This window comes from Cupriavidus sp. 01L45, assembly GCF_056399885.1.
In genome coordinates, this window is the sequence record NZ_JBFTSG010000001.1 from 116,191 (window position 1) to 130,687 (window position 14,497).

Annotated in this window: 12 protein-coding genes; 7 read left to right on the top strand and 5 right to left on the bottom strand. The window is 58.5% G+C overall.

Features of this window, described 5'->3' with window-relative positions; all coding sequences use genetic code 11:
• Positions 1–2 precede the first annotated feature (2 nt).
• From AC1DT6_RS00580 to AC1DT6_RS00610, 7 genes are all read left to right on the top strand, one after another.
• On the top strand, positions 3–788 hold the full coding sequence (locus tag AC1DT6_RS00580) for a transketolase (RefSeq protein WP_477114413.1): 786 nt from the start codon (positions 3–5) through the stop codon (positions 786–788).
• Entirely contained in the window at positions 785–1,696 is a 912-nt protein-coding gene (locus AC1DT6_RS00585; RefSeq protein WP_441624917.1) for a transketolase family protein, read from the top strand. Before AC1DT6_RS00580 ends, AC1DT6_RS00585 begins: the two co-directional genes overlap by 4 nt.
• A 17-nt stretch (positions 1,697–1,713) precedes the next feature.
• Entirely contained in the window at positions 1,714–3,669 is a 1,956-nt protein-coding gene (locus AC1DT6_RS00590; RefSeq protein WP_441624919.1) for an NAD-dependent epimerase/dehydratase family protein, read from the top strand.
• A gap of 89 nt (positions 3,670–3,758) precedes the next feature.
• A complete protein-coding gene (locus tag AC1DT6_RS00595) occupies positions 3,759–4,676 on the top strand; it encodes a class I SAM-dependent methyltransferase (RefSeq protein WP_441624921.1) in 918 nt (305 codons plus the stop codon).
• Position 4,677: 1 nt separating this feature from the next.
• Complete coding sequence (locus AC1DT6_RS00600) at positions 4,678–5,070, top strand: GtrA family protein (protein WP_441624923.1); 393 nt, start codon at positions 4,678–4,680, stop codon at positions 5,068–5,070.
• 219 nt (positions 5,071–5,289) lie between these two features.
• Positions 5,290–7,041: a tetratricopeptide repeat protein gene (locus tag AC1DT6_RS00605; protein ID WP_441624925.1), complete on the top strand. Its 1,752-nt coding sequence runs from the start codon at positions 5,290–5,292 to the stop codon at positions 7,039–7,041.
• Between the two features lie 141 nt (positions 7,042–7,182).
• Positions 7,183–8,334 (top strand): acyltransferase family protein, encoded by a 1,152-nt coding sequence (locus tag AC1DT6_RS00610; protein ID WP_441624927.1) that lies wholly within the window; start codon positions 7,183–7,185, stop codon positions 8,332–8,334.
• An 18-nt stretch (positions 8,335–8,352) separates the two neighbouring features.
• Here the strand turns inward: AC1DT6_RS00610 and AC1DT6_RS00615 are convergent, their stop codons facing one another.
• From AC1DT6_RS00615 to AC1DT6_RS00635, 5 genes are all read right to left on the bottom strand, one after another.
• The gene (locus AC1DT6_RS00615; protein WP_441624929.1) at positions 8,353–8,784 is read right to left on the bottom strand and encodes a hypothetical protein; all 432 of its coding nucleotides are present in this window, start codon (positions 8,782–8,784) and stop codon (positions 8,353–8,355) included.
• 10 nt (positions 8,785–8,794) lie between these two features.
• Complete coding sequence (locus AC1DT6_RS00620; RefSeq protein WP_441624931.1) at positions 8,795–10,834, bottom strand: hypothetical protein; 2,040 nt, start codon at positions 10,832–10,834, stop codon at positions 8,795–8,797.
• A gap of 213 nt (positions 10,835–11,047) precedes the next feature.
• Entirely contained in the window at positions 11,048–12,100 is a 1,053-nt protein-coding gene (locus AC1DT6_RS00625; RefSeq protein ID WP_441624933.1) for a glycosyltransferase family 2 protein, read from the bottom strand.
• A gap of 22 nt (positions 12,101–12,122) precedes the next feature.
• Positions 12,123–12,506 (bottom strand): GtrA family protein, encoded by a 384-nt coding sequence (locus tag AC1DT6_RS00630; RefSeq protein ID WP_441624935.1) that lies wholly within the window; start codon positions 12,504–12,506, stop codon positions 12,123–12,125.
• Between the two features lie 905 nt (positions 12,507–13,411).
• Positions 13,412–14,494, bottom strand: a complete 1,083-nt coding sequence (locus AC1DT6_RS00635) for an MraY family glycosyltransferase (protein ID WP_441624937.1) — start codon at positions 14,492–14,494, stop codon at positions 13,412–13,414.
• Positions 14,495–14,497: the final 3 nt, after the last annotated feature.

Sequence of the window (14,497 nt, forward strand, 5' to 3'; positions counted from 1 at the left end):
TCATGATTCAAGACAAGAAACTGGATCCCCAACTACTTCTGGAGATTCGCAGGCGCCTCGTTCGCATGCACTACGAAAGCGGCGTGGGCCATACAGGGGGCAACCTGTCGGCCATCGACGCGCTGTCGCTCCTGTTCAAGGAGTACGTCGGCGACGAAGATCATTTCGTCCTCTCGAAAGGCCATTCCGCTGGTGCGCTTTATGTAGCATTGTGGAGCGCGGGCAAGCTGCCTGAGGAGGCCCTCGCCACCTTCCACAAAGAAGATACGCTGCTGGCAGGCCACCCTCCGGCGCGCGGCATCCAGGACATCATGTTCGCAACGGGCAGCCTCGGCCACGGCCTGTCGCTCGCCGCTGGCACGGCTCTAGCATTGCGCCTGAACAAGGCGCCCGGGCGCGTCTTCTGTATGACGTCAGACGGGGAATGGCAGGAAGGATCCACATGGGAAGCGCTTATCTTCGCCAGCCACCAGCAGCTTTCGAACCTGACGGTCCTGGTTGACCACAATCAGTTGCAGGGCTTTGGAAACACCACTCAGGTCGCATCCATGGCGCCGCTCTGGGAAAGATTACGCGGCTTCAATATCGAACTGGACGTGATATCGGGTCACGACCTGGACTTGATGCGCAACGCATTGGACAAGAGGCCTGGCCGCCCGCATTTCATCATCTTGGAAACCACCAAGGGAAAAGGTGTTTCCTTCATGGAAGATCGCATGGAATGGCACTACCTTCCCCTCAACGAAGACCACTATAAGAAAGCGATCGAGGAACTGACAAAGCCATGAGAAAGCAACTGTGTGATGCCTTGGTTTCCAGGGCCGTGGCGAAAGACTCGAAGATGGTCTTCCTGACGGGCGACCTTGGCTTTATGGCCCTGGAGCCGCTGCAGGCCGCCATGGGGGAGCGCTTCATCAATGCTGGCGTCGCCGAACAAAACATGATCTCGGTAGCAGCCGCGCTGGCCCGCCAGGGGCTGGACACATGGGCCTACAGCATCGCGCCGTTCTGCTATGCCCGCCCGTTTGAGCAAATCCGGAATGACATCAGTTTCCACAAGCTTCCTGTGCGCCTCATCGGCAACGGCGGCGGCTACGGCTATGGCGTGATGGGGCCCACCCACCACGCCATTGAAGACTACGGCGTCTTGCTGACACTGCCGAACATGATGGCCTTCACGCCAGTGTTCGACGAGGACATCCCTGAGGTGGTAACGCGAGCCGGTGACTCCACGCTTGCATCTTATCTGCGCCTCGGGCGCGGCGAGGCGCCCAAGGACTACGCCATTCCTTCGTATGCTCCCTGGCGCCAGCTTGTAGCGGGCTCGGGAACGCCGATCGTCGCGGTGGGGCCTTTGGCCGGCACCTATATCGACGCGATTGCCGGATTGCCAGAACACGTACGCCCGTCCCTTTGGGCACTGAGCGAACTGCCGCTGACCCAGAATCCGGCTCCCAAGGCGCTGATGGCCCAGATCGAACGCAATGGCACCCTTTGCATTGCCGAGGAGCACGTCGCGCAGGGGAGCTTCGCGTCGGAGTTTGCACTACATCTCATGAAGCATGGCGTGGCAGCACGATTGACGCATCTCTGCGCAAAGTCCCATCACTATGCTCGCTATGGCTCCCAAAAGTATCTCCGGAAGGCGTCCGGACTCGATGCACACAGCCTGCTTTCGATTTTGAATCTCGCCTGATTGCGAAAGATATACCAATGCTTGATCTAGGTTCGGAAATTCGCGCCCTGCGCGGTCCCATTGTCATTACCGGTGCCGCGGGCTTCGTTGGCGCGAATCTCTTCAAGAGGATTTTCGCAGAACGTCGCGACGTCTATGCAGTTGTCCGTGGAGGCAACTATTGGCGTCTCGCGGACATACCAGACAGCAATCTGTTGCGCACAGATGTCAATGATCCCGCTGCGGTAAAGCATCTAATTGAGTTGATCGCACCGCAGACTGTCATGGACTGCGTTGCCTATGGCGCGTATTCGTTCGAGCAGGATCCCACCCTGATCTACCAGACGAATTTCAATTCGATCGTTACCCTGGTCAGCCTGCTTGCCCAGCAGGGAATTTCCGCATTTGTGCACGCGGGAAGCTCATCCGAGTATGGAAACAACAGCGCCGCCCCGAAGGAAGACGCCTTCGCGGAGCCCAACAGCCACTACGCGGTGTCGAAGGCAGCAGTAGCTGAGTACTTGCGATACATGGGAAAGCAGCAACAGTTCCCCTGCGTCAACCTGCGGCTGTACTCCGTCTACGGCCCGCTTGAGGATGGATCGCGCCTGATTCCAAATCTGCTGCGCAAGGCCCTGTCCGGTGACCTTCCCCCTTTCGTTGCCCCCGAGACGTCCAGGGATTTCATCCACGTCGACGACGTCTGCGCAGCGTTCATCCGTGCAGCTATCAGGATGAATCCCTCGCTATATGGCGAGAGCTTCAACATTGGTTCGGGACAAAAAACCACCATCCGTGAACTGGCCACACTGACGCGGGATCTGTTCAAGGTAGAGAAGGCGCCTCAGTTCGGCTCCATGGAAGGCCGGTCGTGGGATCTCGCCGACTGGTACGCGAATGCGGAAAAGGCGCATCACCAGCTTGGCTGGAAGGCCAGCGTCGCACTGCACGATGGCTTGCTGGCTACCGCCGGATGGGTGCAAACGCTGAGCCAGGCTGAGCTTGCCGAGCGCTCCAAGCAGGCTGTGCGCAATCGCAGGCGTAGTGTCTCCGCCATCATTGCCTGCTACAAGGATGAGCCGGCCATCCCGGTCATGTATCGCCGCCTGACCGAGACCTTCCAAAAGCTCGAGATCGACTACGAGATCATTTTTGTCAATGACTGCAGCCCGGACAAGTCTGAAGAGGTGATTCGTGAGATATCGATAGCCGATCCCCATGTCATCGGGATCTCTCACTCCCGGAATTTCGGCTCGCAAATGGGATTCCGCAGCGGCATGGAGCTGGCGTCAAAGGACGCCGTGGTACTCCTTGACGGCGACCTGCAGGATCCGCCGGAGCTCATCGAGGCATTCTATGCACAGTGGGAGAACGGCTTTGACGTGGTGTACGGCCGGCGCATCCAGCGTGAAATGCCTTGGCACTGGGGCCTGCTCTACAAAGCGTTCTACCGGGTCTTCGCCGCCTTCAGCTACGTAAAGATTCCGCTCGATGCCGGAGACTTCTCCCTGATCGACAGGAAAGTCGTCCATTGGCTCCTGGCCTGCGAGGAGCGGGATTTGTTCATGCGCGGCCTGCGCGCCTACGTGGGTTTTCGCCAGACCGGTGTCGACTATGTTCGGCCCGAGCGCATGTTCGGGCACACGACGAACTCCTTCGCCAAGAATATCGACTGGGCCAAGAAGGGCATTTTCTCGTTCAGCAATGTTCCACTGACCATGCTGACGACAGCGGGTCTCCTCCTGCTGACGCTCTCGGTCCTCGCCGCGCTCGTCATCGGCATTCTCCGTCTTGCGTTTCCAGACATCGCGCCACGCGGTGTCACGACCATGCTGATCGCCATCCTGATGTTCGGCTCCTTGAATCTGTTCGGGATCGGCTTGGTTGGCGAATATATCGGCAAGATCATGCTTGAGGTCAAAGGCAGGCCGCGATTGATTCGCGCCGCGCTGATCCGAAATGGGAAGATTTCAGAGCAAACAGCGAGGCCGTGATGCTGGTCCGTACTGCGATTGCGCCCCCCTCCAATCCGAACCGCCCACGCGTCATGGACGGTTCGTCTGTCGCTCACAAGAATACGTAAATGCAACTGGAAAACCGTCACCAGAGGCATTGCCCCGTCTGTGGCAATAGCCCTGAAGCAGCAAAGGTGTACTTCGAGGAACACATCGACACATCCAAGCTGAATGAGTTCAGCTTTGCGTCGCGCAAAGCCCCGGAATATCTCTGCTATCAGATGGTCCAATGCCCCAAATGCGATCTCGTGTATGTGGACCGCCCGCCATCGCAAAGCGCGCTGGCGGAGGTGTATCACGCGGCAGAGTACGACAGCAGCGAGGAAGCCACTGACGCCGCCTTGGCCTATGCGGGGATCGTGAGCCCGGTCATCAAAGGTCGCGCAATCAAGAATGCACTGGAGATCGGGACTGGTACCGGCGTGTTCCTCGAAACTCTCAAGTCCCTCGGATGCGAGCATGCCGTGGGCATCGAGCCTTCCTCCGCGGCCATCGCCGCAGCGCCAGCATATCGCCGCCCCTGGATACAGGAAGGGATCTTCCGCGAGGAAGACTATGCAGCCGAGTCCTTTGATCTGATTTGCTGCTTCATGACGCTGGAGCATGTCAGGGAGCCTCAGGAAATCGCCCGTTCCGTGATGAACCTGCTCCGCCCGGGAGGCGCATTTGTCACGGTAACCCACGATTACCGAAGCGTCGTCAACCGGCTAATGGGGAAACGGTCGCCAATTATCGACATCGAGCATATGCAACTCTTCTCGCAACGTAGCATCAAGGCGTTGTTTGAAACCACGGGTTATACCGATGTGGCGGTCCGGCCCTTCGCCAACCGATATGCTCTACGCTACTGGACGCGCCTTGCGCCGCTGAGCCCGGGCCTCAAGAAGGTAGCGGGATCGCTGTTGGGAACCCTCGGCATCGATGGACTGAAGCTCTCGGTCAACGTCGGCAATACCGCTGCAGTCGGCTTCAAGCCTGCTCGCTGACGTGTCGAGATTTCATTTTGGACAACTTGGGCGGTTCCCGCGCTTCCTGGCGGTAGGCGTGTTGAACATGCTGTTCGGGTTTTGTGCCTATTCAGCATGCATCTATCTGAGACTCCCCACCTGGGCAGCACTCATCGGCGGCAATATTGCCGGCATCGCCTTTAATTTTGTCACTACGGGCGGCCTTGTATTCTCAGACCTGTCACGCGAGCGGATTCCACGCTTCGTGCTCTCATACCTTGCACTCTACTTTCTGAATCTTGGCTTGGCCCATCTGCTAGTTCCAGTGGTTGGCGGTCCGATCGTCAGCCAGGCATTGCTGACGCCACCGCTGGCCTGCCTGTCTTTCCTGTTGATGTCTCGCTTTGTCTTTACGAAGAAGACTGATCGGTAAACCCGCTCAGATACAAACCAGTCGCTGGCATGAGTGCCACGTCTAGCGTCTTTGGCTGCCCCCTTTCGTGGTAGCCGAGAGGCTGGGCAAGAACCACCCGGTCACCGTCGAAGGCACCTCGCCACGTACGATATGCAACGAGAGAATAGCGCCCTCCGCTCCCCCATATTTGAGGCTATCGTACTAGCGGCCACGTTCCTGGCCGTCCACGCTCTGGTCTTGCGGTATATTTTCCCCGGCTTTTACGATCCGTTCTGGCCGCATCACTCCGACTACTACATCGCCCAGGCACTCGCGCACAGTGAGGGAGGTATTCCTCAGATTCTATCCCAGCCCCGGCCGCTGGCCCTGCTTCTGTTCTCGGTATTCGGGCGGCTTGGCATTCAAGGCGCCGTGGTGGGGTCATTCGCTGTCGTGGTTGCGAACTTTGTCGGCATTGCAATGCTAATGCGACGCGCAACGGGCATGGCATTCTCCCCGGCATTTGTGGCCGCAGCCGCGAGCTTTGCCTATCTTCTGGCTTCGCATCCCTATCAATACGAGTTCTCGACCTGGGATATGTTCTCCCAGCTCTCGTTCCTGCTCCTCCTCCTGGCAACCAGCCTCAAGGTGCAGGGTCATCCCGCTTGGCAAGTCTTCCTCATGGCCCTGACGGGCTTTCTGGTGAAGGAGACATACGCGGCCTCGGCCGCAGTCCTTGCATTTGCCTGGCTGCTCTACCACGTGAAATCCGACGGCCGGCGAGCGGCCGTGCCCCTGGCCATCGTGCTCGGCGCGTTCTTTGTCGCTTTCGCAATCAACCGGCTCAACGGCTCGCCTTTTACTGGTGGAGCGGACTTCGCCGGCTCGCCTTATCAGATAGTGCTTCGCCCCGACTCAATCCTCGCGCAGTGGTGGCAGTATGCAATGGAGGGCATTTCGCTAGCAAGCGCAGCAGTCATCGTAATGTCAGTCGCGGTCATCGCGCTAGCCTTTGGCGCGATGAGCGCAGTGACCGCGACGGCGTTGGCGTTAACGGTGGCCGGGGCGATGGCGTGGCTGCCTAACTCTGTTCTCCCAAATCACCATCATTCGGCCTACGCTTGGAACGGCGCGTACCTGCTCTATGCGCCAGTGGTACTTTTAGCGGCCGTCTTCCGGCGTGGCGCGCCAGGCATCCGGTTTCTCGTTGCGGCCATCCTCGCTGCGGCAATCTACAGTCCCAGTTGCTTCACCGGCGTGTACGCCAAGGAACGTTGGATTGTGGACAATCAACTCCGGCAACAGCGCCTGGTTACCGCGCTTCAAGATCTGGTCGGCCGCCTCCCATCTGGGCCGACTTCCATCGTGGTCTCGGGCTTGAACGGTCCGTTCAGCCCCTTCGATCACTGGCAAGCCCTTTTGGCCTTCCATCCGCCTGCCGGCGCTCACTTCTATGTGATGCGCTATCCGGAGGTACGCCCGTCCGGCGGACCATCAGTCTCCGCAATCGAAGGCATCAATGCCGAGCACGGGCTTGTAAGCTGGATCAATCCGGACCAATTGGAGAGCATCGCGGCTAACCGCGCGTGGCTGTTCCGCTCCGACGGCAGCCTCGCTCAGGCAATTGAAGGATTGAGCAGCGTCTCGGGCGCACCTGAGTTCGGTGCCAGTGGACTGGATCTGATCCGATACCCGGATCTTGTCGACATCGTTTCGTCAACCAAGGCGACAGACGCGGAGGATGCCGCAGGCTTCCGCTTCCTTAAGTGCGGAACGATATTTCTCTCGTACAAGGCGCCGGATCGAGCGGAGTTTTGCCTACGCCGCAGTGTCGAGTTGATCCCCGAGAATCCCTATAGCCATTATTACCTTGGCAGAGCACTGGAGGACCTCGGGCGAGCAGGCGAAGCACGATCCGAGTATGCGGCCGCCATAGAGCACGCCGCGACATCGCCAAATCCGGCGTTCAACCAAGCGCTGGATGCCTTGCAGCGAGCAGACAAATCGTGAGCACATTCTGTGAATGTGACGACCTTCACCGAAGACGCGCCACACGAGAGAGGCCAGGTGCGGCTCTTGTGAACTGTGCCGCGGCGGGATAGTTCATGTCTGGCTGCTATAGAATCTGCGCAAACCAACGGTAACTAAATCATGCAAGACTCAAAGACCGCCTCAAGCCGGCATTGGCTGCTCCGCGGTACAAAACTCTCGTCCATACTCGAGAGAGGCGGAAACAGTTTCGATTTCCTCAGATTGTGTGCCGCCCTGGCCGTAATGTTTGGTCACTCGTTCTGGCTGCAACCGGCATATGGCCGCATCGAGCCAATCTTGAAGCACACTGGCCTGGAGTACTCGGGCAGCCTCGCCGTCTACACCTTCTTTGTGATTAGTGGGATGCTGGTATCTTCAAGCTATGAGCGACAAGGGTCGCTGGCGCGGTTTATCCCGCTTCGGCTCGCCCGCATCTATCCCGCGCTGCTAGCTTGCGTTTTCCTGAGCGCATTCGTGTTGTACCCGATCCTGTCGAGCGGCAGCTTCGTGAGCGCTCTGCTCAGCGAAGATGCGAAGATCTACTTCGTGAAGAATACGGGCTTGTTCTGGGGCATCCAATGGACACTTCCCCACATTTTTGAACATAACGCCATCAAGGCAGTAATTAATGGATCGCTCTGGACGCTGCCGCTTGAGCTGATGTGCTACATGGTAGCGATTGTTGCAGGCCTGATCTCTGGTTATTCATCCCGCCTACGGCTGGTTGCGCTCCTTGCGATTGTCGGGGCTGGCATTGCCTACCTGGCTAGCCATACATCCAGCTACGAGTTGCTGCGCAGCATCGTCAACAAACCAACCGGATACTCCTTCTATGCACCGCCGTTCTTCATGGTGGGCATGTTGCTATATGCATTCCGTGACCGCGTAGTCGTCAGCTGGCCAGTCGGCATTGCCCTGGCAATCGCCTATGTGATTTTCCGGCACTCGGCAATTGGCACGCCTCTGTTTTATCTGGCGTTCCTATATGTTCTTCTCTGCCTTTGCGGCGACAAGACGCTGCGACGTATCAAGCTGAAGAACGACTACTCATACGGTGTGTATCTTTGGGCATTCCCTGCTCAACAGATGGTAGCGTCCTGGTTTCCCGACATGGATAACCTGGTCGGTCTGGCGATCTCCATACCGCTCACCATCATTGCCGCAGCGTTTTCCTGGCATCTTGTGGAAAAGCCATCAATCAGGCTTGCGAGAAAGCTAACCACCTCCCGGTCAGCCTCTCCCGCTCGGAACAGGTCGCCTGCCGGACTATAGTTAGCTCCTGCCCATAGATCACTGCGGAACGCATCGATCTTGATCGATGCGTTCCGCCGCAAGCAGCTTTCGTGTGCCACGCTCCACAAGCACGAACACAAGCCCGTCCCGTGTCCACGGCCCCGTCAGCTTCTCGCCGTCAGACCCACCGCTCTCCCAGAGCTGCGCCGTGCCTTCCCCCGTCTGAACCCAAAGCTCGACCGCTTGCGCCCCCGTGGAGCCCAGATGCCATCGCACGTCGGCTACGGCACCGGTTTTCAATGCGCTGCAGTCCGCGGCAGTGCGCAGTTCGACCTCAAAATCGACACCAGGCGCCGCCGGCGCCTTTAATGCTGATTGCAGCAGCGCGGTGCCCGGCAACTGATCCGGCCCCGGGGCACGATGCTTCCAGGACATCCTTCCGGCAAGGAGCAATACCGCGATCGATGCGATGAAAATGAGCTTTTTCAAGAGGGCTCTCCTATTGTCCGCGGAAGGGCCAGATCTGATGACGCGCGGCACCACGAATGCTGAATAGCGTTGACGGGGCAGCCAGGTCGCGGCCGGGGATCGCCCACAAGGTCACTTCTCGAACAGTCAGGACGGGCATTGCATGCATATCCTTGATTGCCGCCAGTACGACACTGCTCGAGTTGGGCCCGGTGACCACATGGCTCACTCCGGTTGCCTGCATCAACGCTCGCCAGCGCGCTCCACTGGCGTCCTCGTCCGCATTGCGGGACGCCGCCAGCATCGAAGGGTCATACCAGGCTACCGTGAATGCTCTTCCCGCGAACGGGGCAATGAAGGGCCGCTCGCGGTCCGTGAGGATGACGCTTGCATTCGCGCCACCGTGCTGCAACAGGTAATCCGCCAGTGCCTTCTCGGGAGCGTAGCTTTGCTCTAGCTGGCTCGTGCCCGTGATCAGCCAGAATTTGTCCCAGAGAATGCGCTCGCGAAAGTGATAGGAGCTACTGGGAAAGTAGGAAAGATTAAGCAAGACCATGGCACCAACGATAGCGACCAAGGACTTGTCGCCAATGCCCGCCCGCTGGAATCCGGCGAGGGACAATGGCACCAGTATGGTCAGTGTGGGAAACACATATCGCAGGTACTGGATATTCATGTAGGTCGCGAGCAAAGTCACGACGATAACAAGAAGCGCCGGCAACAGTTTGCGCGAGCACGCCGCCAGCGCGGTTCCACCCAACAGGCCGAGGAAGAGGAATCCCGCCGCGCCGTCATAAGCCTCCATGAAGCGGGCGCTATGGAATGCCAGGTCCCAGGGCATGGACATACGCACACCATCGTGCCACCGGCCATCATTGAATCGCACCAGGTCAAAGTACGGCGAACGAAACACATCGTTGAACACCGGAAGCACCGGATTACCCGTGACGAGTGCGCCATAGAAATAGCTCGACCCGGCAATCAGGAGCACAACGGGAAACAGTTTCGCAACAACGATGAGATCGCGTCCGACCTGCCTTCCCCAGAGCGTCCAGATCACCAACGGCACGACCAGGAGTATCTGTGTTGCCTTGAACGCCATCAATGCCGCACACAGAAGCACAATTGCGGCTACCGAGCGGCTGCGGCTAGTGCCCGTCTTGATATGCAGCACCGCAGCTACGCAGGCGGCAGTGGTGGCCGTCAGCGAGCTTTCCGCCTGCATGCTGCCGAGCAACGGAAGGATTAGCGGCTGGCTGGCAAAGGCGGCCACCGAGAGCCATCTCAACCTGCTGGAAAGACCAAGGCTACGACCGATGTCCCACAGGAAATATACGGACAAGACCAGCCAGACCGCATTGACCGCACCACGCGCTTCCTGATCTGCGACGACCGCCACCATGGCCTGAACAACGTCGGCCACCCAGGGCGTCATGGCCCACACTTGCGTGGCCGCGTCCATCCTGTAGTAGCCGAGCTGGCGGAGCTGGTCCGTCAGAGACAGGTGCAACACCAGATCGTCGTACTGCACCGTGGGCAGCCACAAGCTGGTCGAGGCAACGGTCAGGACGAGAATGGCAAACACGGAAGCAAAGGGAGCCGCGCGCACGGCGGCCTTCCAGCCAACGAACGCGTCGCGCGCGGCGCGGGCGATCACACGATAGCGGAGCACCCAGATCCCAAGCAGCCCGACTACGTAGATCAACGGCTTGTGAATGGGAAAGGGCAATACCCAGCCTGTGGCGCCACCCAATATCACCATGCCGATCAGCAGGCTGAGAGCCCAGCGCCGACGCCCCATGGTTGGCACAAAGACGGAACCGACGCCGATGGCCGCACCACAAAAGAGGATCGTGGCAGCCATCGGACCAAACCCGACATGCGTGCATAGCAGTACGAATGCAATCGCTGCCAGCGCCGTACTCGCCGAACAGCGTTTCAGTATCGCGGGCACGACCGCACATGCCAGGACAACGCCGGCGATCATCGCGAGTTCCGCAATGCGGTTGCCCTGCCACTCCTTGCTCACGGCGGTAGTAGCAAATCCGGCAGCGATCAGGATGGGGCCCAACCAAAGCAATAGCCTGGCTGACGGAAGGCGAGCGGCAGAAATCATGTCAATGATGTGCGAAAGATGGATCTCGGCCCCCGCTGGTCACGCTGGTGGATCCAGCGCAGCTTGGCAGCAGGCAATCGGGATAGGCAGAATTGCGGCCTTTTTCCTGCTGGCGGCGCCCGCTGGAAAAAGGCCGCGGCAACAGCGCAGCGCGTCGCGCGGCAGCGGCTATTCGTCGACGACTACGCGGTCCGCGTTCGTGGCTATCTCGACGCGCTTGCGCAGGCCCCTGCGAATCGTGAACAAGCGGTGGATGGGGCGCCGTGGAACACTGGCGATGTCATATCCGACGAATGCCAGCAAAAGCTGCAAGCCAAACAGCAACGATAGTGCAACGATCATCAGCGTACCCACTGGGGTTGCCGTTCCCGCTATCGTCGAATGATGCCAATGGTAAATGCCAAATACCAAGCCGAAGCAGAAGACAAGCAGTCCGAATACCAACTCCAGCGAAGCCAGCGAGACATCGCGAAGAAAATAGTTGTAGAAGAGTCGCTTACCAATATTCCGCAGATGCTTGCGCAGGAACTCGCCCAGGATGCGGGATATCTTGAGGTTGCTCACTTCATCGCCGTACACGGCATCCATCGGCACATCGACCACCACGGCACGATATGTACCAAGCCGGAACAGGATGTCGGTCTCGAAGAAATACCGCTCACTGATCTTGTCGAATGGCAGCTTCGCTGCCACATCGGCATGAATCGCGGTATAGCCGTTGGTTGGATCGAAAATATTCCAGTATCCGGTCGATACCTTTGCCAGGAACGACAATCCTGCGTTGCCAAACAGGCGCATTGCCGGCATGCGACTGATATTGGAGAGATCGTAGAATCGATTGCCCTTGGTGTAGTCCGCCTCGCCACCGAGAATCGGCATCACGAATTCAGGCAGCAATGCCGGGTCCATCTGCCCATCACCGTCAATCTTGACGATTACCCTGGCACCATCCGCAATCGCCGCACGATAGCCCGTCATGACGGCACCGCCGACGCCTTTGTTCCTTTCGTGCTTGACGACGGTCACGCGAGGGTCTTTGCAGTGCTCCTTGACATAGTCACCGGAACCCTCCGGGCACGCATCATCCACGACATAGATAGCCGACACAAGCCCATCAACGCGTTCAATAACCGACAGAATGAACTTCTTTACCTTAAAACAAGGAATAACGACCGCTATATCGAGACCCTCGTCGGCAAAATTAATATTTTTATCACTCATTCCGAAAAACTCACAACTTAATTCAGCGATAGATCCAATATCTGGATACAAGGAAACCGGCCATGGCCAGTATTCCGTCAGCAAAAGGCTTGACCAGCCACGCCAACTGAAGTCCCTGCAGCCGATCCACGGAAGCAATAACTATAGTGCTTGCAATCGCAGTGCCCGACCACAGCACGATGTATCTGAAGAAATGCCGGAATCCCAATTCGCTGCCAATTTGCGCGGAGAAGGTCTTCTTCCCGTTCAGCCAGAACCCCAGCAATGCGCCCACTACCCGACCGGCAATATTGCCCATCACGGCACCGAAGCCGAAAGAGGTCAACAAAAAGAAGCAGAGCCAGTCCACTCCCAGTTGAACACCCCCAATGACCCCATATGAAGCCCCCTGCTTGATCACACTCATCCTGCTTCTCCATGACGGCGCCTCCATGCAGGAGCCGCCCAATCCGTCCTTTGTATGTGAGAGTCGCTCGGATGGAGGGGACATCACACTTGCGCCACGCGCGCCAAGGCCCTTTCCCGACAGCCCCCTGCCCACACAGGCCAACCTGCAATTCTAACGTATCTTCTGACCATCAAAGCACTTTGCTCGAGCGTGCCACCCTACCCTCTTAGGTCTGAACAGATTCGGCCGCGCCGCCGATGACACCATCGGGAACATAAACAGTCTCATAATCGTTCGATCATCGCTTGACAGTCGGAGATGACAGCATGAAGCCGAAACATATTCTCCGCAATTGCCCACATACTCGGGTGGAATCGATATGCCCGGCGTGACATGCTGGCGGCAGCCCCCACTACGCCACAATTGATAATGTCAATTGTTTCCCCCCTGTAAGTCCTGCGAAATCATTTCTGCAGGCAGTGGATTTCTGACGCGGATCGAAGCCGGAATTGTTCAAAATTACAAGCACGAATGCCGAAGCGTTGAGCTACAGGCCGCCTGGGAGTAGGCCCCTACGGGTCCACGAGACTTTCCTCTACTGCAGGCGCCCCATCAAAAAATTCGTTGATGTAGGCTCAGGCCCCGGGTACCTGCTGCATGCCTTGGCATTATTGCTACCAGGAACCACGAAATTTCTACGGATTCGAATTATTCCCCGCGCTGTGCCGAATAGCGCTCGCTGCACCCAAACTATCACGCAAATTTGATATCAGAAACGCCGGAGAGAACTTCGCTGCAGGGGTCTGTATCGAGGCCATTGAACATTTCACTCCCTCCGTGCCCTTCGACCGTCTATCGAAGCCGCTTTTCCGCAGGGGTTGAGTGCGTTTTGCCACACATTTCGATGAGGCGAAGCATTCGTGCTATCCCGCCCGCCTGCGCCGCGCCACCATCCGCCTGCCCCGCCGCAGGAATCGTGCGGCGTTTCGCATCACCATCAGGTGCGTCACCGCTACCACAAGGAAGCCGAAGAACAACCAGTGGTCCGGTACGCCTGCTTTCCAGGCGGCCACGCCAATCAACCCCAGCATCGCATTGCTGGCCAGGATGATCCACACCACCAACACAGGGGAGAGGTCCATGCGGATCAGCACATGGTGCAAGTGCGTGCGATCCGCCGAGAGTGGATTGCGGCCCGAAATCATGCGTCGCGTCACTACGGCCAGCAAGTCGATCAGCAGGAACCCGGCAACCCACAGCATCAATACCGGTGGAACGTGCTTGCCCGCGTTATAGCCGGGCTGCGACAGTTCCACGGCAAACCAGACTATGCCGAAGCCCAGCATCAGGCTGCCGGCGTCCCCGAGAAAGACACGTTTCCGCCCTCGCAGGGGATTAGGCATATTGAAGAACAGGAAGCCGACCAGCGCGCCGCACAGCACTACGCACAGGCGCTGCGCCGAATTGCTGCCAACCTCACCGGAGAGATAGGCCAGCCAGGCAAATATGATGAATGCAAGTCCGCCCGCCAGCCCGTCGAGCCCGTCCATCATGTTCATGGCATTGATCACCGCGACCACGGCGAACAAAGTCAGCGGAATCCCCCAGTTGGCCAGTTCGATCTCCCGCTTGCCCATGAGGTCGCCCAGCGACATGAGGAACACACCGCCCCACGAAGTCATCAGGATGGCGGCGAATATCTGGAACCCGAGCTTGGTCAACGGCGTCATGCCGCGCAGGTCATCGACCACGCCGACCACTGCCAGCACGGTCAGGCCGCCCAGCAAGGCGACGTAGTGCCCTTGCTCGCGCATGAACATGATGGCACCCACCCAGACCGCGAAGGTGATGGCGATGCCGCCCACCAGCGGCACATCGCCGTCGTGGCGCTTGCGGCCGCCCGGCCGGTCGAGCAGCCCGCCGCGCTCGGCCAGCGGCCGCAGCGTCAGCGTCGCCATCGCGCTGGCCAATGCCACCATCAGGGGTACCCAGAAGAAATCGAACATAGT